This window comes from Moraxella sp. Pampa, assembly GCF_035181385.1.
Classification (GTDB): domain Bacteria; phylum Pseudomonadota; class Gammaproteobacteria; order Pseudomonadales; family Moraxellaceae; genus Moraxella.
Window position 1 is genome coordinate 16035 of the sequence record NZ_JAXCJK010000003.1, and the last position, 22442, is coordinate 38476.

Consider the following 22442-nt stretch of genomic DNA (forward strand, 5'->3'; position numbering starts at 1 on the left):
TTTGTTTATCCAAAAAAAGTACGCCTTGATGTGGGCGTATTTTTTTATGGATAAAACTTAAGTTTTCTCAAACCGTGCAATGCTTTCTACATGACTGGTATGACAAAACATATCCATGACACCTGCGTGTGTCAATCGGTAACCTTGCGTGACAATCAATGCGGTGTCTCGGGCGAGAGTGGCAGGATCACAAGAGACATAAACAATGCGTTTTGCATTGAACTTGCCTAAATATTTTACAACATCAATCGCTCCTGCTCGTGGTGGATCAATCAGTATGGCATCAACATCTTGTACCCATGGTTGTTCTGAGAAATCTTGGGTTAAATCTTGGGTGTAGAATGTGGCGTGGCAAATGCCATTGGCCTTGGCGTTCATGCTGGCACGCTCTACCATCTTTGTGCTACCTTCTACACCAATAACCTTTCCTGTTTTTCCCACATAAAGAGCCATTGGTAGGCTAAAATTTCCTAATCCACAAAATAAATCCAACACCTTTTCGCCTTGCTTTAAGTTAAGCAGTTTGCAGGCGAGTAAAATCATTTGGCGATTGACAGACAAATTAACCTGTGTAAAATCAAGTGGCGAGCATTCTAATGTCAGGTTCAATGATGGCAATTCATAAAATAGACCGCCTATGGGTGGCACGGTCTGAGAATTTGGCAAATCTTTGCCATCAATACGATGCACACTATTAATATCATTTGGTTGTAAGTACAGTTGCCAGCCGACGCTTTGACAAAAGGCAACCAAGATGGCTTTGTCTTTTTTGTTCAGTGGCTTGACATGGCGAAGAATCATCGCAACTTGTGATGTTGCATCGCCTGTGGTAAATTCTAGGTGCGTAATGCTACCTTTGCCAGCCAGCTCTTTGAGCGTGTGCTTTAAACTTGCCAAATGCTGATTGATGCGAATGTCTAAAATGGGGCAGTCGTTAATATTGGTCAGAAAGTTACTTGTGCGTTCACGAAATCCGACAATCAGTGTGTCATTTTTTGGTAAATATCGTACACCAAGCCGAGCTTTTGTGCGATAGGCGACACGCTCTCCTATCAGTGGTTGTAGCCAGTTGTCAGGCTGGGTATTGGCATGATGGCGTAAGTGATTAGCAAGGACAGATTGCTTGTGAGAGATTTGTTTATCTGCATCTAAATGCTGTAAGCTACAACCACCGCATACGCCAAAATGCTGACAAATCGGTGTTTGTCTGTCATTGCTTGCCTTGATGATGGCAACCGCTTTGCCTTCATCAAAAGACTTTTTGGTGTTGGTGATGACAGACTGTACGATTTCATTTGGCAAAGCAAAGTCGATGAATACTTTTTTTCCACGCTTGTCTGGCTGGTGTGATTCGTCATAACTGGCAATGCCTCGGCCATCATGCGTGAGTGCTGTGATGTGAAAACAAACGGCCGCCTCTGGCGTGTTGCTTGGTCTTTTTGGATAAGATTTTGAGTGGTGTTTGGGTTGCATATGCCTTGTTGGAATCAATTGAATCAAAATTTGTATTGAGGTGAATTATAGCACAAAAAGATTTTGCTAAAAATGACATAAATAAACAAGCCACCTCAAAGGTATGAAGTGGCTTGTTGAATCATTGCTAAGATGATAGCGTCTAGGCAATACTTTTTACTTTTTTCCCTGTTATGGCACGATAGATGGGCAGAGCAACCATAAGGGCTGCTAGCACCCAAAGCGTCATAGAAATCGGGCTTTGCCATAATATGCCTATCTCTCCTTGAGAGATGGATAGGGCACGGCGTAAATTTGATTCCATCAGTTCGCCTAAAACATAGCCTAAAATCAATGCTGATAAAGGAAAGTGTAATTTGCGTAAGAAATAGCCAAATACACCCAATCCAATCATAAGCACTAAATCAAAGATGGTGCTGTGAATCGAATACACTCCGACAAAACTGACGGCTGCGATGGCAGGAATCAAAATATAGTTTGGAATGTCTAATAATTTAGCAAAAAACTTCACCAAGGGAAGGTTCATTGCCAGCAAAATGATGTTGCCGATGAATAAAGAGGCGATCAATCCCCAAACAATATCGGGCTGTTCAGCAAAAAGCTGTGGGCCTGGTGTGATGTTATAAAGGGTTAATGCACCCATCATTACGGCAGTTGTTCCAGAGCCAGGCACGCCAAGTGTCAGCATGGGAATGAATGAGCCACAAGCCGATGCGTTGTTAGCAGCTTCTGGAGCAGCGATACCACGCAAATCACCATCGCCAAATTTGCCCGTGTTGCCCGCAATTTTGCGTTCATTAGAATAAGTCATTGCACTGGCTATGGTTGCTCCTGCCCCTGGCAAAATGCCAACAACAAAACCTGTAAGACCACTTCTGATGATGGAGCCTAAGCTGAACATGAACTCTTTGACATTGACCATGCTGCGTTTGCCTTGTTCTAAGGCCTTTTGTCCAGCACTGGTGTTTTCTAGCATGATGAGTATTTCACTGACACTAAAAAAACCAATCACAATCGTGGTAAATTGTATGCCATCTGCCAGATTGACTGAATCAAAAGTAAAGCGATAGACGCCTGTTACCGCATCAACGCCGACGGTTGCTAATGTCAAGCCAATCAAAGCAGCAATGCCTGTTTTGAGTGGAGCATCGCCCACCAAGCCACTTAAACAAGTGATGGCAAAAACCATCAAGGCAAAATATTCAGCAGGACCAAAAGAAATTGCCCAGTTTGCCAAGATGGGAGCAAATAACACCACACCAATGATGGCAAGCGTGGAGCCGATAAAAGAGCTGAGAGCTGATAACGATAAGGCAATGCCTGCTTTGCCTTGCTTGGCAAGGGGGTAGCCGTCAAGTGTGGACATGATGGCGGCGGCATCTCCTGGTACATTGATTAAGATGGCGGAGATTCTCCCGCCATATTCGCAGCCTAAATAAACCGCTGCCAGCAGTATCAACGCACTCTCAGGGGGTAGTCCTAATGCGTAGGCAATCGGCAACAAAATCGCCACACCATTAATAGGTCCCAATCCAGGCAACATACCTACGATGGTACCAATGAATGCGCCAAATAAAGCGATGAGTAGGTTTTGAGGTGTGGTTGCAATCTCAAAGCCGTGCATTAGAAAATTGAATGTATCCATATTAACTCCTTTATCCTAATATCGGCTCAAGTATGCCTGCAGGCAAACTGACTTCAAGTGGACCATTGAATAAAAAGTAGGTTGCAATTGCCATGATGGCTGATGCAACTAAGGCTTTTATCCAGTGGCCACCAAACAAAATACCAACAACCCAAGCCATCAAGGTGGTTGTGATGATATAACCTAATATTTCGAATAAGGTAGCGTATAATGTTAATACAATGGTGCATAAAACCAGATTTTTGATGATGGGTCGTGTCAGTCCTAGCCCACTTGGTTCACTCAATTTGCTTGGTTGTAATGTGATGGTGAGTGTTAAGATGATTAACAAAGCTAATAACAAGACAGGGTAAGGGCGTGGTCCAATGGGGTCATAAGCAATCGGTGCGTGATAGCCCCAAGCCATATATAAAAGCACCAATGCTACCAATGCCATCAAACCAGAAAAAATACGATTTGCCATAAAGATTCCTTATAAAAACCAATCTGGTTAAGATTGGTTTTTAGATATACTAATAATTGATCTGTTTTGGCGTTATTTGGCTGGTGTATCAACCAAGTGGAACTCTTTTGAAAGCTTACGGAGCTCTTCGGTGTTTTTATAGACATACTGGGTCAGTTCATCGCCAGTCATAGCAAACGGTAGCAACTCTCTTTGTGTACGCAACTCGGCAAACTTAGGATCTTGCAACATGCTATCAAACTGAGCCTTCCACCATTGATAAGAAGAGTCAGAGGCTTCAGGTGCCATGTAGTAGCCACGAATGACAGGCCATTGAATGTCATAGCCTTGTTCTTTGGCGGTTGGAATGTCTTTTAGGCCCTCACCTTCTAGGCGGTCTGAAGCAAAGACTGCCAAGACGCGTAGCTTGCCTGCTTTAACATGAGGCATGACCTCTGCCAAGCCTGCTGATACCACCTGAATATGATTACCCAAAACAGCGGTTACTGCTTCACCGCCACCTTCCATAGCGACATAGCCCATGTTGTTTGGATCGATTCCAGCAGATTTTGCCAACAAAGCAGTCTGCATCCAATCTTGCCCACCAACACTACCGCCTGCACCAAAGGTAACAGATTTTGGATCTTTTTTCAGTGCCTCTACCAGATCATTAAGATTTTGGTAAGGAGAATCAGCATTCACAGCAACCATGCCATAGTCTGTGCCAACAGCTGCCAGCCATTTAACATCTTTTTCGGTGAATTGGCCAAATTTGCCTTGAGCAAGATTTAGGATAGAACCTGTGGAAAATGCCACAATGGCATCGCCATTTTTACGGTCATTGGCAACAATTTTATTATAAGCAACCGCTCCTACACCACCTGGCATATAGGTAACACGCATTGGCTTGTCAATGAGTTTTAAATCTTGCAGGCCTGATTGTGCCAGTTTACAGGTCAAATCAAAACCACCACCTGGTTTGGCAGGGGCGATACATTCTGGGCGTTTTGGTGCTTGGACCGTGTCTGTGCTTTCTGCTTTTTTGTCGCCGCCGCATGCTGCAAGTAGCGATACTGATAAGGCAATCATGCCACATTTTAATGCTGTATTATTCATATTTTTGTCTATGACCTATTTATTTTTGCCAAGTCTTTATAAAATAAAGACGAAAAAACCCAACAAACAAAATCCATTACCTGTTTGGTTTGCTGGGCAATATCCATATTAGCTCCATCGTATGTACACACAAATGTTAGCTACATTTGTCAGATACATTTTGAAACTTTCAATATCATAACAGAAAGAAAAAAGCATTTGCAATGATAAATTGCAAAATTGTTTAAAATCATTTGCTTTTTGCTTGATTTGTCATTGGGGCTAAAAAATCAAGCAAGATTAGTAGAGCTTTTGGTGTTAGAATACTTGTATTGTCAGGTCATGAACCAAGTCATGAACTGTGGTAAGTTTGTTAAGTCAAAATGGGGGTATTTTATGCCAGAACACATATTCATGATACCTATTAACTTTTTCACATCAACAATGACTGCGATTACAGGTCTTGGTGGTGGTATGATTTTGGTGGGTTTGATGCCGATGTTTTTGCCAGCAGTGGCCATCATCCCTGTGCATGGTGCAACTCAGCTTGCCAGCAATATCAGTCGTGCATGGTTTGGGCGACAATATATTGATAAAACTTATCTTAGATCCTATATCATTGGCACGATTTTGGGGGCGGTAGTTTTTGGCGTGGCGGTGTATTTTGTGCATTTGGATTTGATTCCGCTGTTCATTGGTCTTTATATATTATTGACACAGTGGTCAAGCAAGTTCAATGAACTTTTAAAAGGTTTTGAAAATTTTTATGTGATTGGTTTTTTGCAAACGGGTATTGGATTGTTTGTTGGTGCACCTGGTCCCATGCACATGCCATTGCTCATGAAAAAGTATGGCGATAATCATGTTGTGGTGTCCACCGCTTCACTCATGGTGTCGTTTGTACATCTTATAAAAGTCATCATGTATGTACTGATGGGATTTGTGTTTTTTGATTATTGGCAGGTGGTTTTGATGATGATTGTCAGTGCCATCATTGGTTCATGGGTGGGGACTTGTTTGCGTCATCGTTTGCCGATGGTTTGGTTGAAAAGGGCGTTGCCTTGGATTTTGACCATCATTGCTGTCAAGATCATCATTGATAATGTGTTAAAATTGGGGTGGCTTGTTTGACCTTAATAAATGATTGCGTAAAGTTTGTAATTAAAGTTAAATTTTGTAAGAAATTTGCCATAAAACAACACTAAAAAAATAGCGGACAATACGCCCATACTTTTAAACGCTTGTACTTTTTAAGATAAAAACTTGCCTAATTTAATCTTGCCAAGACGCCAAAAATTGCTGATGGCGAACGCTTCCATCTTCGTTGGTCAGATTTGCTACAAAATTTTTGGTGTGCTGACTGAGCATCTCAACGCTCTCAATGTCGGTTTTTCCTGTTAAAATCAGCCACCTTAGATAAATCAGCCAAGTATTGAGCACATCGGATTCACAGTAGGTGGTCAGCCTTGTCCATTCGCCAGCTTGTACCATGGGCACGACTTGCGAACCGTCTGTATCACCCTTGCCAGCAAAACCACATAAGGCGGCAATGGTATCAAGTTTTTGCTTATTATAATTATTATGTAGTGACATTTTGTCCATCAAATCAATGTGCATTTCGCCATAGCGATACAGATAATCAGGCTTGTAGGCAGAGTTAAAAAGAGTGGGAGCACTGATTTTATGGTGCAAAGCACGATATAATAAGACAGGAATATCAAAACCTGATCCATTCCAACTAACCAAGGTTGGTTTTTTGGCAAAAGCACGGAAAAAGGTCGTTAAAATCTGTGCTTCACTCATCTCATTAAGCGATAAGGATTTAAGAGTAAGCTGACCATGCTCAATCCACAAAAATGACAAGCAGGCAATTTTATGCAAAGGCAACTGCATGAACTCATTGCCCACCTCTGCATAACGCAAGGCCGTGAGTGCGGTCAAAGCGTCATTATCGGATAATGCCTTTAACTCTGGATACAGCCGTCTGCCTGTGGAGACATCGGCGATGGTCTCAATGTCAAAAACTAAAACAGGGTTGGTTTGGTTCATATTATTCCTTTTGATTTGGTCATTGGCATTAAGCTTGGTTTGGTTTTATGGGTGTATCTTATGCTGTAAACACACCATCAATCATTCATCAGCCATGCCAAACAGCCCTGTGGACAAATAGCGGTCGCCACGGTCGCAGACAATAAAGGCAATGACGGCATTTGGATTTTCTTTGGCGATTTGGTGGGCTGCCCACGCAGCACCGCCTGACGATACCCCACAAAATATCCCTTCTTCTTTGGCAAGCCTTCGCATATATGTCTCTGCATTTTTTTGGTTGATATCCATGGTTAAATCAACCAAGGACGGCTCAAAAATCCCTGGTAGATACTCAGTAGGCCACCTACGAATGCCTGGAATGCTTGAATTTTCATCAGGTTGAAGTCCAATGACTTGTATGGCAGGGTTTTTTTCTTTTAAGAATCTACCAACGCCCATGATCGTACCAGTCGTTCCCATGCTACTGACAAAGTGTGTGATCCTACCTTGTGTTTGCTCCCAAATTTCAGGACCAGTGGTCAAATAGTGAGCCTCTTTGTTGTCATCATTATTAAACTGGTCAAGCACCACGCCCAATCCATCTGCTTGCATTTGTAGGGCTAAGTCTCGTGCCTCTTCCATGCCTTGTTCAACTTCAATTAAGGTCGCTCCATAAGCTGTCATGGCGTCTTTACGCTCTTGGGTAGAGTTTTTTGGCATGATCAAGGTCATCTTATAGCCTTTCATGGCAGCAACCATCGCCAAAGCAATGCCCGTATTGCCAGAAGTTGCCTCAATCAGTGTGTCGCCTGCTTTAATTTGTCCTCGTTGTTCAGCCTTGTCAATCATATTAAAGGCGGGGCGGTCCTTGACAGAGCCTGCTGGGTTATTGCCTTCTAGTTTGGCAAGTAAAGTTGCGTTTGTGTCATTAGCTAATCGTGAGAGCTTGACAAGTGGTGTTTTGCCAACACAATCAGCAAGGGTTGTGGTAGTAAGGGTTGTGGTGTGGGTAATCGGATTTGTCATAGAATTTTTTCGTATCTTAACAAGAAATTATACCAATTATAACACACTCTTTTTTTAAAAATCGCTCAAAAACCACCCAGAAATTGTGCTAAACTAAATTGGGCATTTTAAGCGTGATGATTTTTAATGAATAAATTACGATTTGGTTTAAAAAGTGCGTACGGACAGCTGATTTTGTTGGTGTTTTTGCCGATCGTGGTGCTGGCGATGGTTGGTGGCTATTTGGTGTTTAGCGAGGTGCGTCGTGCGGTCTTATCCGAGCAAGATGTATTAGCACAGGCGGTGCTTTTGCGTTATGAAAGTGCGGTTGAATCTAGTCTGGCTTGGCTTGGCACAGAGAATGAGTCGCTTGAAATTGATGCGATGATTGCCGATAAAGTGCTGTCGGTTGATGGTCAAAATCGTCAAGGTTTAGGTACGCTCAGTGGCGTGCTTGAAGGCATTCAACAAATGCGAAAACAACGAGTGCAACGCATCGCTGTGATGAATGATAAAGGCGAAATATTACAAGAATTGGGCGTGCAAGTGGGCATGCCTTGGGTGGATTTTAATGTCAATGCCGAGCATCAGCTACGCCTTAAAACCAATTTTGGTACAGCGTATGCCAAGCCTGTGATATCTGGCGGTAAGCGTTTTTGGCTATTTGTTGAGATGGATGATGAACCGTTATCCATCACTTATTATCATGTGTGGCTGGCGTTATCCATCACAGGTCTGATTACTGTTTTGCTATTGTTATTGATTTTAAACAGCTATTCAAAGCGTTGGATTGCTCCGATTTATGAAATGCGTCTGTATTTACAGCGTTTAGACGCTGACAATCTGTCCAGCCCTGTGCCAGTTCGTACCAATGGTGAGTTTTTGTTGTTACAACGAGATTTTTTGCAAGCATTAAAACGACTAGAAAATAGCTTTGCTGAGCTTAAAAACCACGCCGATGAGACAGAAAGAGACTTGCAGCAAGCCTTTGATGAGATGGAAATGCAAAACATCTCAATCCGTAATGCAAGAGATGCTGCTGTTTTAGCCAATCAGGCCAAATCAGCTTTTTTGGCAAACATTAGCCATGAGCTTCGGACACCCTTAAATAGCATTGATGGTTTTATTAATTTGCTGGCACGCAAACAAGGTCTGACCAGCGAGCAAAATTTGTATGTGCAAACCATCAAAAAATCATCAGCACACCTGCTGGCTTTGGTCAATGATGTGCTTGATTTTTCAAAAATAGAAGCAGGCAAGCTCATTCTTGACCGTCATGAGTTTGATTTGTATGCCACAATTTATGATGTGGTGGATATGTTGTCGCCTGCTGGGCTTGAAAAGCATCTACGCTTGGCGGTGTTATTTTATCATGATGTACCCACCAAAGTGGTGGGTGACAGTCTAAGAATTAAACAGATTTTGACCAATCTTGTGGGCAATGCCATTAAATTTACCGATACAGGTGGTGTGGTGGTACGAGTGAGCTTATCAGAGACTAAGGAAAACTGTCTGCATATTGCTGTGGAGGATACAGGAAAGGGCATTAGTGATGCTGATAAACACCAGCTGTTCAAAAGTTTTAGCCAAGGTGATTTGTCAGTAACGCGTCGCTATGGTGGCACAGGTTTGGGACTGGTCATCTCTAAACAATTAACCATGATGATGGGTGGTGATATTGGCTTTTTTGATAATAACAGTGAAAATATTGCACCAAGCGGAGCGACTTTTTGGTTTGAAATGCCAATGGAAACAGAGTACGCCTCAATCGATGAGGTGGCGAATTCGGTACTTGCCATTCATACCAATATTTTGGTGTGGATTAATCATGCACCTGCCATGCAAGTACTAAAAGCAAGTCTGGCTGACACCAAAGCAAGTATTACCGAAGCGATAGGTTTGGCGGATTTGCTAGAACAGCTGGACGGTAATCATGACTTTGATTGGGTGATTGTTGATAATTTTGGACAAGATGCAGCACAGGACGATATTGGGGCGATTTTACGCCAAATTCGCTTGCGTTATCAGGGGCGACTGGCGGCATATGGCTATCAGGTTGGTATGGATGGTGCATTATTGGAGCGTTATCATGCCAATGCATTGTATGAGCCGATGGACAAACGCCAGCTGTACGAGCTTTTGTCTAATCAGGTCGCCACCAAGTCCATAAGACAGCAAAGATTTTCAGGCGTGAGAGTCTTGGCGGTAGATGATCATCAGCCGAATTTATTGGTGCTAGAGGCTTTGCTTGGCGAGCTTGGTGTGGAAGTCATTACGGCAAGCAGTGGCTTTGATGCTATTGAAATCATGACAAAAATGGTAACAGGCATGAGTGCAGCGATTGATTTGGTTTTTATGGACATTCAAATGCCCAGAATGTCAGGGCTTGAAGCGAGTATTCAGATTCGCAAGATTGAGCAGAACCATGCCAAAAAACCCACACCAATCATTGCCTTGACCGCACACGGCTTATCCGATGAAAAAGACCGCTTGGTCGCTGTGGGGCTAAACGACTACATAGGCAAGCCAATCGGCCATATGCAATTGGTTCAGACGCTAGAACGCTGGCTAAATCGTGATGAGCGTGATGACATGGCAGATTTAAATGAACTTGCCATGATGGCTGATGGTAAAGGGAGTGATGAAAAAGACCGTAGTGATACAAAAAGCCATGATGTTACGGTGGTGCCTGCTGATGAGTTGGCTGATGTTGATTGGCAAGATGCGTTAAATCGTGCAGCCAACAAGGTGGATTTGGCAGAAAAGCTACTCACGATGTTTATTGATAATGCTGAAACTGAAAAGCAAGCACTCGAACGAGCATGGGCAGATAGAAATAGAAAGGCGTTGGCGGATTTGACCCATCGCATGGTGGGTGCATCTCGCTATACAGGCGTACCACGATTGCGTCAGGCGGCAGAGACTTTTGAAAAAAAATGTTTGGCAGATGTGGTTGCTGTAAACGCCAGTCAGTTTGTTGCCATGCGTCCAAGTTATCGTGCAGTGATTGATGCACTCGATGCACTTGATGCGATAGACCTGACTGCCTATTTTGCCCAAGAAACAAGAATGCTCGATGAAAGCAAAATGTATTGGAAAATGTAATTAGAAGCAACTTGTGCGGTGGTTGAGATTTTCTCTAAAAATTCGTGCGATTAGCCATTAAAAAAAGCTGATATCTGTTATAATACCAAGTATTTATTTTTAATTTTGACAAGGGTATCCTTCATGATTAGTACCATTGCAGGCCATCGTTTTTTAACGGACTTTCAAGCCAAAAAATTGGCAACTCAGCTTGAACAAAAAGCTGGGCTAAACATTGATGCGCTAGACAGCCAACAGGTTTATGTTTTTGATGATGTCATCGCAACTAAGGACTATCAACAGGCTCTAAATCTACTCAATCAAGGTGAAAAAGTTGCCCTAAAAACCGCCCAAGACGGTCAGGTTCAGGTCATCGTTGCACCTCGTTTTGGTACCATCAGCCCATGGGCATCAAAGGCGACCGATATTTTTAATAACTGCGGCATTCAAATAAATCGTCTAGAGCGAGTGGTGATATTCACATTAACAGGTGAAAATTTACCCGCCAAACTCTCAGCAATGGCAGAGGCGATTTTACACGACCGCATGACCCAAAGCCTTGTGTATGATTTGGACGATGTGGCAGCATTGTTCATTGATGGTGAACCAGCGCACCTTGAACAAGTGGACATCATGGGACAAGGTCGTGATGCTTTGGTGCGAGCTAATGATGAGTTTGGTTTTGCGTTGTCGGTAGATGATATTGACTATCTGGTAGAAAATTTTACCAAGCTAGGACGCAACCCAACTGATGTTGAGCTGATGATGTTTGCCCAAGCTAATTCAGAGCATTGTCGTCATAAGATTTTTAATGCTGAGTGGACCATTGATGGTGAAGTACAGCCAAAATCACTGTTTAAAATGATTAAAAATACTCATGAGACAAACTCAGAAGGCATCTTGTCTGCCTATAAAGATAATGCTGCGGTTATGGCTGGTTTTAAGGCGGTGCGTTTTTATCCTACCAAAAATGATGCAGGACAGGCACAGTACGATTTTCATGATGAGCAGATTGACATTTTGATGAAAGTTGAGACGCACAACCATCCAACGGCGATTGCTCCATTTGCAGGTGCAGCAACTGGTGCTGGGGGCGAGATTCGTGATGAGGGTGCAACAGGTCGTGGTGGCAAGCCAAAAGCAGGCTTGGCAGGTTTTTCTGTATCACACCTACACTTGCCAAATATGCCAGAAAAGTGGGAGCATTCAGGTAAAGTCTCTGCCAAGCAATACGGAAAACCTGAGCGTATGGCATCTGCCTTAGACATTATGATTGATGGGCCATTGGGAAGTGCGGCATTTGCCAATGAATTTGGCCGCCCAAATTTGAATGGCTATTTTCGCACCTTTCAGCTTGATACATCGGCCGAACAAGATGGCAGTCAAATGCGTGGCTATCATAAGCCAATCATGATTGCAGGTGGTTATGGCAATATCAAGCGTAGCTTGGTACAAAAAAATGCCATCAGCGAGGGGGATTTGCTCATCGTTCTTGGTGGTCCTGCCATGCAGATTGGTTTAGGTGGTGGTGCAGCAAGCTCTGTGGATAGTGGCGAGCTTGATGAGGGGTTGGACTTTGCATCGGTGCAACGAGACAATGCTGAGATGGAGCGTCGCTGCCAAGAAGTCATTGATGCTTGCTGGGCAATGGCACAAGAAGGTAATGATAACAACCCCATCATCTCAATTCACGATGTGGGTGCAGGCGGACTGTCAAATGCCATGCCAGAATTGGTAGATGATCACGAGCTGGGTGCACATCTAAATCTGCGTAAAGTACCATCGCTAGAAAAAGGTATGTCTCCGATGGCAATTTGGTCAAATGAGGCACAAGAGCGTTATGTGCTTGCCATCTCGCCAAAGAGTGAAAAGCTCTTTGATGAAATTTGTGCCAGAGAGCGTTGTCCATACGCCGTATTGGGTACAGCAACTTTGGTGCGTGAATTAAAGGTTGATGATGGTTTGTTGCCAGAACAGCCTGTGGATATGCCAATGCAGGTATTGCTTGGTGGCACTCCAAAGATGAAGCGGGGGTTTGACCGCACCGATAATCACTTGCGTCCATTGAATGTTGCAGGCGTGGATTTGCGTGAGAGCATCAAAGATGTGTTGCGTCATCCAACAGTGGCGAGCAAATCATTTCTAATCAGTATTGGCGACCGTTCAATTACTGGCATGGTAACTCAAGATCAATATGTTGGTCGTTATCAAGTGCCTGTGGCAGATTGTGCGGTAACAATGACAGGTCTGCTTGCCAAGACTGGTGAGGCGATGGCGATGGGGGAGCGTGCCCCTGTGGCACTCATCAATCCTAAGGCTTCGGCACGCTTGGCGGTAGGTGAGGCTCTGACAAATATTGCATCAGCTTATATTGCCAAAGTGTCTGATGTTACACTTTCGGCAAACTGGATGGCAGCTTGTGGCGACGAAAAAGAAGATGCGGCCTTGTTTGATGCAGTTCATGCTATTGGCGAGGAGCTTTGTCCTGCACTTGGCATTACCATTCCTGTGGGCAAAGACAGCTTATCCATGAAAGCAAACTGGCAAGATGATGGCATGGACAAATCGGTCAGCTCGCCAATGAGCTTGATCATTACGGCATTTGCCCCTGTGCAAGAGGTCGCTAAGACCATCACGCCAGAGCTTGTCAATACAGATGCCAAATTGTATCGTCTGGATTTGTCCTGTGGCAGACTGCGTTTGGGTGCGTCTATTTTTGCCCAGACACTCAGCCAGCTTGGTGATGAATGTCCTGATGTGGAACAACCAGCTGATCTTGCCAATTTCTTTGCCTTTATTCAAGCAGCAAATGAAGCGGGGCTGATTTGTGCATATCATGACATCAGTGATGGTGGTATGGTAGCAACAGTGGCAGAGATGCAGTTTGCCAGTCGTCTCAAACTTATTTTAAAACTTGGTGATGATAATCTATTGGGTCAGTTGTTTGCAGAAGAGCTGGGTGCGGTCATTCAAGTATTGCCAGAGCATGAAGTGGCCATCAATGAGCTTGCCAAAGCACATCGTGTAGAGGGTATGCTGAGCGTGGTGGGTCAGACTTTTGCTACCCCAGCAGGCGGTGCCAATCAAGACATGCTGACCATCATCACGCCAAGCCAAAACTTATCATTCTCTCGTAGTGAGCTACAACAAGAATGGACAAAAGTCAGCCATGCCATTGCCTCCATGCGTGATAATCCAGAATGCGTTAATCAAGAATTTGCCCTAATCGCTGATGAAAAACATCACGGCTTGATTGCTAAGGCAAATTTTGAGTTGGATTTGGCGGTGGAAGCACCATATGTGAACAGTCGCACCACCCAACCCAAAGTGGCGATTTTGCGTGAGCAGGGGGTGAACGGTCATTTGGAGATGGCGGCAGGATTTGTGCGTGCAGGCTTTGATGCTGTTGATGTACACATGAGTGATTTGATGAGTGGACGCATTAACCTTAGGGATTTTGAGGGCTTGGTGGCCTGCGGTGGTTTTAGTTATGGTGATGTGCTGGGTGCTGGCTCTGGTTGGGCAAATTCAGTCTTGTTTCATGACGAATTGCGTATGCAGTTTGCCAGATTTTTCCACCGACCAGAAACTTTTGCACTCGGTGTGTGCAATGGCTGTCAGATGATGAGTCAGCTAAAAGAGCTGATGATGGGTGCAGAGCACTTCCCACGATTTATCGCTAATAAATCAGCACGCTTTGAGGCTCGTACGGTCAATGTGCGAGTAGAACGCACCAAATCTGTGTTATTAAAAGGTATGCAAGACAGTATTTTACCGATTGCCGTGGCTCATGGTGAAGGTTATGCACAGATGAGCGATGAGTCAATGAATGAGCTGGCTCGCCACGGTCAAATTGCCCTTCGTTATGTAGATAGCCAAGGTTATCCAACCGAGCACTATCCGCTCAACCCAAATGGCTCACCACAAGGCATTACAGGTGTATGTAGTACAGATGGCCGTGTTACCTTGATGATGCCACACCCAGAGCGTACTTTGCGTGCAGTCAACCATTCATGGAAGCCTGATGAGTGGGCAAATGATGGTGCTTGGATGCGTCTATTTCGCAATGCTCGAGCATTTTTGCGTTAATCTTTGTGTTAGTCTAAAAAAAAAGAACATCTTAGGGTGTTCTTTTTTTTTGTAGGGCGAATGGATTGACTCTGGTATGTATTTTGCAATAAAAGTGTAAACTTGCTACAATATCCGCCACCAAAAAATACTTAGATTTTAAGCATTGATATGGGCATTGAATGAACGACATCTTGCTGGCGATTGTTGTTTTTTTGCACTACTTTTAATTTTGTTTTGATTGTGGGGTTGTGATGGAAATTGTGTTAAATGGCTATTATACATTGATTTTAGCCACGCTGGTCTTGCTACTTGGCAAGCTATTGGTTAAAAAAATTAAGTTTTTAGAAGATTTTAACATTCCTGAGCCTGTGGCAGGCGGTCTGGTGGCGGCAGCCGTTATTTATTCATTGCACGCCTTTTTTGGCTACTCTTTTGTCTTTCAAAAAGAATTACAAACCGCCTGTATGTTGATGTTTTTTGCCTCCATTGGTCTTTCGGCTGATTTTAGTCGTCTAAGAGCAGGTGGTACGCCATTATTGTTATTGTCTGTTTTGGTTTCGGCATTCATCATTGTGCAAAATGCAGTGGGTGTGGGCTCGGCAATCTTGCTTGATGTTGATCCAATGCTTGGGTTGGTGGCAGGTTCTATTGCATTGACTGGTGGTCATGGCACAGCAGGTGCGTGGGGTGCTACGCTGGAACAAACCTATGGGGTGGCAGCAGCAACCACGCTTGGCATTGCCTGTGCAACTTATGGCTTGGTGGCAGGCGGTGTGATTGGTGGCCCTGTAGCACAAAAGCTCATCAATCGTCTGGGCGTTAAGACTGAAATACCAAGCACCAAAGTGAGCTTATCAGGCAATCGGTCAGATGATGATTTGGCCAACCAAGAGGACGCCAATGATGAGGTTTTTGAGCATTCTGACAGCACTCGCCTTATCACAGCAACTTCTGCGATTGAAACTTTGGCATTGTTTGCGGCGTGTTTGGCATTTGCTGACATTGTAACAGGTGTTGCCAAAGGCACTTGGTTTGAGCTACCAACTTTTGTGTGGGCGTTGTTTGGCGGTGTGGTCATTCGAAATGTATTGACCACGATGTTTGACTTTGATATGTTTGACCGTGCTATTGATGTGTTTGGTAACGCTGCTTTGTCGCTATTTTTGGCGATGGCACTATTATCACTAAAACTGTGGGAACTTGCAGAGTTAGGATTGCCGATTTTTATCATTTTGCTCATACAAACGGTGGTGATGGTGCTGTATGCGATGTTTGTTACTTTTACTGTGATGGGTCGTGATTATGATGCAGCGGTGTTGGCAGCAGGTCATTGTGGCTTTGGGCTGGGGGCAACACCTACCGCCATCGCCAATATGCAGGCGATTACTGATCGTTATATGCCATCGCATAAGGCCTTTTTGATTGTACCAATGGTGGGGGCGTTTTTTGTTGATATTGTTAACGCAATTGTCCTGCAAGTATTTACCAAATTACCATTCATGTGATTGCATTGATCTAAAATTTCTATTCTATAACCTACACCCCAAAAGATAACACTAATTTTTTGGGGTGTTTTCTATGGTTGTGTGAAAGCCAAGTTGGGAAAATTATGCTACAATAATTATCATCATGGCGATGATTGTGATTGTACCCAAAAGGTTTTTAAGGCATTTGTAAAATGCAAGCGACTTGTTTTATTGGGCATGAATGCTCATCTTTTAAAAGCACATCATTTGCCCCATTACGATTTATTATATATGATTGATTGTATGATATAAAAAAACACAGAGATTAACAAAAGGCAACTTATGGCACACGAATACATCAGCATTAAAGGGGCAAGAACCCACAATCTAAAAGACATCAATGTCGATATTCCTCGTGACAAACTTGTGGTTATCACGGGCTTATCAGGCTCTGGCAAGTCTTCTCTTGCTTTTGATACGCTCTATGCTGAGGGGCAAAGACGCTATGTAGAGAGCTTGTCGGCTTATGCTCGTCAATTTTTATCGCAGATGGATAAGCCTGAGGTGGACAGCATTGAGGGTTTGTCGCCTGCCATTGCCATTGAGCAAAAATCTACCAATCACAACCCACGCTCCACTGTTGGTACGATTACCGAAGTTTATGATTATTTAAGACTTTTGTTTGCTCGTGTCGGTACTCCTTATTGCCCAGAACATGACCTACCCATGGTGGCACAGACAGTCAGTGAAATGGTAGATGATATTTTGGCAAAACCAGAGGGTACAAAGCTGATGCTACTGGCTCCTGTGGTGCGTGAACGCAAAGGAGAGCATATCGCCTTACTTGAAAACCTAAAAGCACAAGGTTTTACTAAGGTGCGTATTGATGGTGCGGTGCATGATATGGACGAGTTGCCTACTTTGGCAAAGACGCATAAACACACCATTGAGGTGGTGGTTGATAGATTTAAAGTGCGAGATGATTTGGGTAATCGTGTTGCCGAAAGTTTGGAGACTGCCTTGCGATTGGGCGGGGATATCGCCATTTTAAATGACATGGAAAATAATAGTGAGACAGTACTGTCTGCCAAGCACTCTTGTCCTGCCTGTGATAGGGCGGTCAGTGAGCTAGAACCACGCCTATTTAGTTTTAATAATCCTGCTGGTGCGTGTCCATCTTGTGATGGTCTGGGAAAACGCCAGTATTTTAGTGCCGACCGCATTGTTACCGAGCCTGCCAAATCCATCAATCAAGGGGCGATACACGGCTGGGATAAAAGGCATGCTTATTATTTTGGGCTTTTGACCACAGTTTGTCAGCATTTTGGCATTGATATGGATAGCCCTTGGCAGGATTTACCCAAAAAAGCCCAAAACATCATTTTAAACGGTTCTGGCAAAGATAAACTTACCTTTAATTTTACTGATGAGCGAGGGCGTAAGACAACCAAGTCTGTGCCATTTGAAGGGATTTTGCCTTATCTAGAACGCCGTTATCACAGTACAACCAGTAACATTGTACGAGATGAGCTTGCCCAGTATTTATCTGACACCACTTGTAATGTGTGTGATGGTGTGCGATTAAATGACATCGCTCGCAATGTTAAGGTAGATGGTCGTGGCGTGGGTGATATCATTCATCTGCCAATTGGGCAGGCATGGCAATATTACGAAAACTTACACATTGGTGGTCATAAGGGCGAAGTGGCGGATAAGATTTTTAAAGAAATTCGTGAACGCTTGGGGTTTTTGACCAAAGTTGGTCTAGAATACTTAACTCTTGCTCGTTCTGCTGAGACCTTATCAGGGGGTGAGGCACAGCGTATCAGGCTTGCCAGTCAGATTGGGGCAGGTCTTATGGGGGTCATGTATGTGCTAGATGAACCATCTATTGGTCTGCATCAAAGAGATAATGATCGTTTATTATCCACATTGATTCATTTGCGAGATTTGGGCAATACTGTGATAGTTGTGGAGCATGATGAAGATGCCATTCGCTCTGCTGATTATATCATTGATATTGGTGTGGGAGCAGGCGTGCATGGTGGTCGAGTAATGGCAACAGGCACGGCAGATGAAATTGCTAAAAACGAACAGTCATTAACAGGGCAATATTTATCAGGTAAAAAACGCATTGAAATCCCCAAAGTTCGCCATACTGCCAAGGTGGCTGAGATCAAAAAAGGCAAAAAAGTAGTTGCAGAGCCGTTATTTATCCGTCTAGATGGTGCTAGAGGCAATAATTTAAAAAATGTCAATCTTGAAATCCCAATTGGTGTGATGACCTGCATTACAGGCGTTTCAGGCTCTGGTAAAAGCACGCTCATCAATCGCACACTGATGCCATTATCTGCCACACAACTAAACAATGCCACCACACTTGTGCCTGAAGCGTATGACAAAATTACAGGCCTAGAACATCTAGACAAGATGGTAGATATTGACCAAAGTCCTATTGGGCGTACACCCAGAAGCAATCCTGCCACTTATACAGGCGTGTTTACGCTGATAAGAGACCTATTCACCCAAACGCCAGAGGCAAGAGCAAGAGGCTATAAAGCAGGGCGATTTTCTTTTAATGTCAAGGGCGGACGCTGTGAGGCGTGCCAAGGCGATGGCATGATTAAGGTGGAAATGCATTTTTTGCCTGATATGTATGTTCCGTGCGATGTTTGCCATGGCAAACGCTATAATCGTGAGACTCTAGAAGTCCACTATAAGGGCAAATCCATCAGCGATGTGCTGGACATGACGGTAGAGGACGCACTTGTTTTTTTTGAGGCAATTCCTGCCATACATCGTAAATTAGAAGCGCTCATGCAAGTGGGGCTGGGGTACATTACGCTGGGTCAGTCTGCCACAACCTTATCAGGGGGCGAGGCACAGCGGGTCAAACTTGCCAAAGAGCTTGCCAAGCGAGATACAGGACAAACCCTGTATATTCTAGATGAGCCTACCACAGGGCTACATTTTGAGGACATTGCCAAACTGCTTGACATTTTGCATGCGTTAAGAGACAAGGGCAATACTGTCATCGTTATTGAGCATAATCTTGATGTCATTAAAACTGCTGATCACATTGTGGATTTAGGTTATGAAGGTGGTGATGGCGGTGGGCAGATTGTCGCTGTTGGTACGCCAGAACAAGTAGCACAAGATGAAAAATCACACACAGGCAGGTTCTTGCGTCCCATGCTTGCATCATAAATCCAAAAGATTATCTGGATAATTGGGCATTATTTTGTACAAATCTGATAAAAAAATACTGGCATTTTTTATCATTTTTCGTTAAAGTAGGCGTGCAGACTTAGTTGAATAACAAGAGCGGTCTGTATTTTGTTTAAAAATTAATTAAAGTGTTGAGAATTTTATGAGTAGTGTTAATAAAGTAATTATTGTTGGTCGTTTGGGCAATGATCCAGAGGTGCGTTCTTTTCAAAATGGTGGCGGAGTAACAAATATTTCTGTGGCCACAAGCGAACGATGGACAGATAAAAATACAGGCGAGCGTCGTGAGCAAACAGAATGGCATCGCATCAGCCTATTTAACCGATTGGGTGAGATTGCTGCCCAGTACCTACGCAAGGGTAGCATGGTCTATGTTGAAGGCAGTTTGCAAACTCGCAAGTACACCGACCAGCAAGGGATAGAACGCTACTCAACCGAGATTCGTGCGTCAGAAATGCGTATGCTTAGCTCTAATAGTGAAAATAACAATGGTGGCTTTGGTGGTAATGGCGGCTATCAAAATCAAAATAACCAACAATGGGGTAATAACCAAAACCGTAATTTTAACAATAATTATGGCAATGACTACAACCAAGGTGGTTTTGGTAATCAAGGCGGATTTAATAGCAATCAAGGCTATGGCAATCAAAGCAATCCGAATGCACAGTTCCAAAATGGGTTTGTTAATCAGCAGAATCAAAATTCTATGTCGTCTGCCACGCAAGATACTCAAAGCAATGTGCAGAACAATGCCTTTGGTATGCCACCAGCCACGACACAAAAATCAGACACGCCACCATCTGTCAAATCGCCAGCACCATCTGTGGTCGCCGATGACGATATTCCTTTTTAATGGCAGGTCTGACCTGACTTTAAGCAGTCCAATCTTGGGCTGTTTTTATTTTATAAAACCAATGAATATCTAAACATGTTTGATGTATTTGGCTTTGGCAATCATGTTAGAACGATGATGGGTTGCAATCTGATTAGTGAAAAATGTGTGGCACAAACACACTGTCATCATCTGTGATGGCGGTACGACTTTCACGAATGCCAATACCTGCCGCACCATGTCCGATGATCCAACTGCCGATGATGGTATGGACGATTTGTGCATTTTGCTTGGTAAAGGTGGGTGGTTGCTTAGCTTGTTGATATACAAAACCTTTTGTATTATGGGGATTTTCCGCCTGTGTCAAATCACATTCTGTGTGCAAGGTGATATTGGCTCCTTGCCGAGAGAAAAAAGGTTTTTGGATAAAATCGCCCTTTAGCTTGTTTGGTTCAAGATGGGCAGGTAAAAGGTTGGGGTGGTTGGGAAAAAGTTCCCAAAGTATGGCGAGTAGGGCTTTGTTTTCATAAAGCAATTTATAAGCAGGCTCAATAAAAACTGTATTGGCATTAGAAATGTATTGACCAAATTCTTCTTGTAATAGCCATTCCCAAGGATACAATTTAAACAGCGTGCGAATGGTCGTGTTGTACAGATCAACAAAATTGCCAGATGTTTGGTCATGGCCAATATCGCCAACATCAATAAAGCAGGTGTTGAGCCCTGCTTGTCTGGCGGTATCCTGCAAGTAGCGTGTGGCGATAAAATCTTCGGTCTCATCAGCCATTGCAGCAAAATACATTGGACTGTTGGTTTTTAGGGCTTTGAATTCTACCAGCAAGCACTCGTGAATGCGATTAAATTGCTTGGCATGATTTAGACTGCTTTGTGAATTAAGCCAATGCCATTGAGCCAAACCGCTTTCTAGAATTAGTGTAGGCGTATCGGCATTGTATTCGTAGAGTTTGGGCGGACTGATGCCATCATAGCATAAATCAAAGCGACCGTAGAGTGTGGGCGTGTCAGGGTGAAAACTCTGCTCAATCAGATCGGCTGCCACATTGTCAATACCAAGGCGTGTGTAATCACCCGTCTTAATGACATGACATGCAGCAGTAAAATACATTTGATGTAGCTCTTCGGTTGTGCGTTTTAGCTCATCAATCTGAGACTCATCAAAGACATAGCAAACACCATCTTGCCAGTTTTTGTGCCAATAAGATGGGTCGATGGCTTGATAGTCAAAGCCTGTGCGTGCTAAGCTGTTTTGCCAGTTTTGGTGTGATGAAACAGCAATGCGTTTCATGAACGACCACCACCTGAGCGTTTGCCTATGCCACCAAACCCTTTGCGTTTTGTGCTTTTTTGAGTATTTTGAGTTTGATTGCTTTGATAATTTTTTGTGCTTTGAGCGGCACTTTGGCGTTGTCCTGCCGCTTGCCCACTTTGTACGGCTTGGGCGGAATTATGATTGGTGGTCGGCTGTTGTGTGGTGGTTGGTGTTTGAGCGGTTTTAGATGCGTCTGCCACTCGACCATTACTGGCTTTATTGGCAAGATAACCTGCCGCTGCACCAGCTGCTGCCCCAGCCAGCAGTGTGCCAGCCACACCCATACCATCACTGGCTTGGTCGGCATCACTTGTTACTTGCTCATTTGGTTGTTCGCCATCATTTGTCTGTGCTTCTAATTGTGCGGCTGCTTCATTGGTGGCGTCAGCCTGAGCCTTGGCTTGGGCGGCAGCAAGGCGTGCCTGTGCTTCGGCAAGTTGACGCTCGGCATCTGCTAAGGCTTGTTCACTGTTGGTCTGAGTTTGTGGAGCAGGTGAACAAGCAGTCAGACCAAGTATGCCCATGCCAAGCAGTGCTAACGAAACGGTTTTTGGTGATTTGCGAGTTTTTTGAAAGATTGACATGACTTTCCTTATTTGAAAAAATGAAATAAAAGAATTAATAAAGATTATTATGTGGTTAGATGAGTGATTTTACAAGATTTTTTGCACCAAAATTTGTACCAAAAACTGGATTGTTTTTTGGTGTATATTCCCCAAATGATGAAGTCGTGCTATAATTTA

General features: G+C 43.7%; 14 protein-coding genes. 6 read left to right on the forward strand and 8 right to left on the reverse strand.

Annotation, left to right across the window (positions count from 1 at the left end):
• Positions 1-57: 57 nt before the first annotated feature.
• From rlmD to R0123_RS06165, 4 genes are all read right to left on the reverse strand, one after another.
• The gene (rlmD, locus tag R0123_RS06150; RefSeq protein ID WP_323843455.1) at positions 58-1473 is read right to left on the reverse strand and encodes a 23S rRNA (uracil(1939)-C(5))-methyltransferase RlmD; all 1416 of its coding nucleotides are present in this window, start codon (positions 1471-1473) and stop codon (positions 58-60) included.
• Positions 1474-1615: 142 nt separating this feature from the next.
• The gene (locus R0123_RS06155) at positions 1616-3118 is read right to left on the reverse strand and encodes a tripartite tricarboxylate transporter permease (RefSeq protein ID WP_323841883.1); all 1503 of its coding nucleotides are present in this window, start codon (positions 3116-3118) and stop codon (positions 1616-1618) included.
• A gap of 10 nt (positions 3119-3128) precedes the next feature.
• Positions 3129-3581: a tripartite tricarboxylate transporter TctB family protein gene (locus R0123_RS06160; protein ID WP_323841884.1), complete on the reverse strand. Its 453-nt coding sequence runs from the start codon at positions 3579-3581 to the stop codon at positions 3129-3131.
• A gap of 72 nt (positions 3582-3653) precedes the next feature.
• Positions 3654-4676, reverse strand: coding sequence for a tripartite tricarboxylate transporter substrate binding protein (locus R0123_RS06165; protein ID WP_323841885.1), 1023 nt, complete (start codon positions 4674-4676; stop codon positions 3654-3656).
• 375 nt (positions 4677-5051) lie between these two features.
• Between R0123_RS06165 and R0123_RS06170 the strand changes: the two genes are divergently transcribed.
• Positions 5052-5786, forward strand: coding sequence for a sulfite exporter TauE/SafE family protein (locus R0123_RS06170; RefSeq protein ID WP_323843456.1), 735 nt, complete (start codon positions 5052-5054; stop codon positions 5784-5786).
• A gap of 141 nt (positions 5787-5927) precedes the next feature.
• On the opposite strand, the gene R0123_RS06175 is transcribed toward R0123_RS06170, so the two are convergent.
• Both R0123_RS06175 and cysM read right to left on the reverse strand, forming a co-directional pair.
• Complete coding sequence (locus R0123_RS06175; protein ID WP_323841887.1) at positions 5928-6704, reverse strand: 3'-5' exonuclease; 777 nt, start codon at positions 6702-6704, stop codon at positions 5928-5930.
• Positions 6705-6785: 81 nt separating this feature from the next.
• Positions 6786-7709: a cysteine synthase CysM gene (gene cysM, locus R0123_RS06180; protein ID WP_323843457.1), complete on the reverse strand. Its 924-nt coding sequence runs from the start codon at positions 7707-7709 to the stop codon at positions 6786-6788.
• Positions 7710-7835: 126 nt separating this feature from the next.
• Here cysM and R0123_RS06185 point away from each other — a divergent pair, with 126 nt between their 5' ends.
• The 5 genes from R0123_RS06185 (at position 7836) to R0123_RS06205 (ending at position 20390) form a co-directional block, all read left to right on the forward strand.
• Positions 7836-10793, forward strand: coding sequence for an ATP-binding protein (locus R0123_RS06185; protein ID WP_323843458.1), 2958 nt, complete (start codon positions 7836-7838; stop codon positions 10791-10793).
• Between the two features lie 123 nt (positions 10794-10916).
• On the forward strand, positions 10917-14861 hold the full coding sequence (purL, locus tag R0123_RS06190) for a phosphoribosylformylglycinamidine synthase (RefSeq protein ID WP_323843459.1): 3945 nt from the start codon (positions 10917-10919) through the stop codon (positions 14859-14861).
• Positions 14862-15094: 233 nt separating this feature from the next.
• Complete coding sequence (gene gltS / locus R0123_RS06195; protein ID WP_323843460.1) at positions 15095-16348, forward strand: sodium/glutamate symporter; 1254 nt, start codon at positions 15095-15097, stop codon at positions 16346-16348.
• Between the two features lie 303 nt (positions 16349-16651).
• Positions 16652-19516, forward strand: a complete 2865-nt coding sequence (gene uvrA / locus R0123_RS06200; RefSeq protein ID WP_323841892.1) for an excinuclease ABC subunit UvrA — start codon at positions 16652-16654, stop codon at positions 19514-19516.
• Between the two features lie 163 nt (positions 19517-19679).
• Positions 19680-20390, forward strand: coding sequence for a single-stranded DNA-binding protein (locus R0123_RS06205; protein ID WP_323843461.1), 711 nt, complete (start codon positions 19680-19682; stop codon positions 20388-20390).
• Positions 20391-20523: 133 nt separating this feature from the next.
• Here the strand turns inward: R0123_RS06205 and R0123_RS06210 are convergent, their stop codons facing one another.
• Together R0123_RS06210 and R0123_RS06215 are read right to left on the reverse strand one after the other, a co-directional pair.
• A complete protein-coding gene (locus tag R0123_RS06210) occupies positions 20524-21675 on the reverse strand; it encodes a glutathionylspermidine synthase family protein (protein ID WP_323843462.1) in 1152 nt (383 codons plus the stop codon).
• A complete protein-coding gene (locus R0123_RS06215) occupies positions 21672-22283 on the reverse strand; it encodes a hypothetical protein (protein ID WP_323843463.1) in 612 nt (203 codons plus the stop codon). Before R0123_RS06215 ends, R0123_RS06210 begins: the two co-directional genes overlap by 4 nt.
• Positions 22284-22442: the final 159 nt, after the last annotated feature.

Coding starts and splice junctions, on each gene's coding strand:
- R0123_RS06175 (WP_323841887.1), bottom strand. CDS start 6,704: ATGAACCAAACCAACCCTGTTTTAGTTTTTGACATTGAGACCATCGCC.
- cysM (WP_323843457.1), bottom strand. CDS start 7,709: ATGACAAATCCGATTACCCACACCACAACCCTTACTACCACAACCCTT.
- purL (WP_323843459.1), top strand. CDS start 10,917: ATGATTAGTACCATTGCAGGCCATCGTTTTTTAACGGACTTTCAAGCC.
- R0123_RS06215 (WP_323843463.1), bottom strand. CDS start 22,283: ATGTCAATCTTTCAAAAAACTCGCAAATCACCAAAAACCGTTTCGTTA.
- R0123_RS06210 (WP_323843462.1), bottom strand. CDS start 21,675: ATGAAACGCATTGCTGTTTCATCACACCAAAACTGGCAAAACAGCTTA.
- R0123_RS06185 (WP_323843458.1), top strand. CDS start 7,836: ATGAATAAATTACGATTTGGTTTAAAAAGTGCGTACGGACAGCTGATT.
- uvrA (WP_323841892.1), top strand. CDS start 16,652: ATGGCACACGAATACATCAGCATTAAAGGGGCAAGAACCCACAATCTA.
- R0123_RS06160 (WP_323841884.1), bottom strand. CDS start 3,581: ATGGCAAATCGTATTTTTTCTGGTTTGATGGCATTGGTAGCATTGGTG.
- R0123_RS06205 (WP_323843461.1), top strand. CDS start 19,680: ATGAGTAGTGTTAATAAAGTAATTATTGTTGGTCGTTTGGGCAATGAT.
- gltS (WP_323843460.1), top strand. CDS start 15,095: ATGGAAATTGTGTTAAATGGCTATTATACATTGATTTTAGCCACGCTG.
- R0123_RS06170 (WP_323843456.1), top strand. CDS start 5,052: ATGCCAGAACACATATTCATGATACCTATTAACTTTTTCACATCAACA.
- R0123_RS06155 (WP_323841883.1), bottom strand. CDS start 3,118: ATGGATACATTCAATTTTCTAATGCACGGCTTTGAGATTGCAACCACA.
- rlmD (WP_323843455.1), bottom strand. CDS start 1,473: ATGCAACCCAAACACCACTCAAAATCTTATCCAAAAAGACCAAGCAAC.
- R0123_RS06165 (WP_323841885.1), bottom strand. CDS start 4,676: ATGAATAATACAGCATTAAAATGTGGCATGATTGCCTTATCAGTATCG.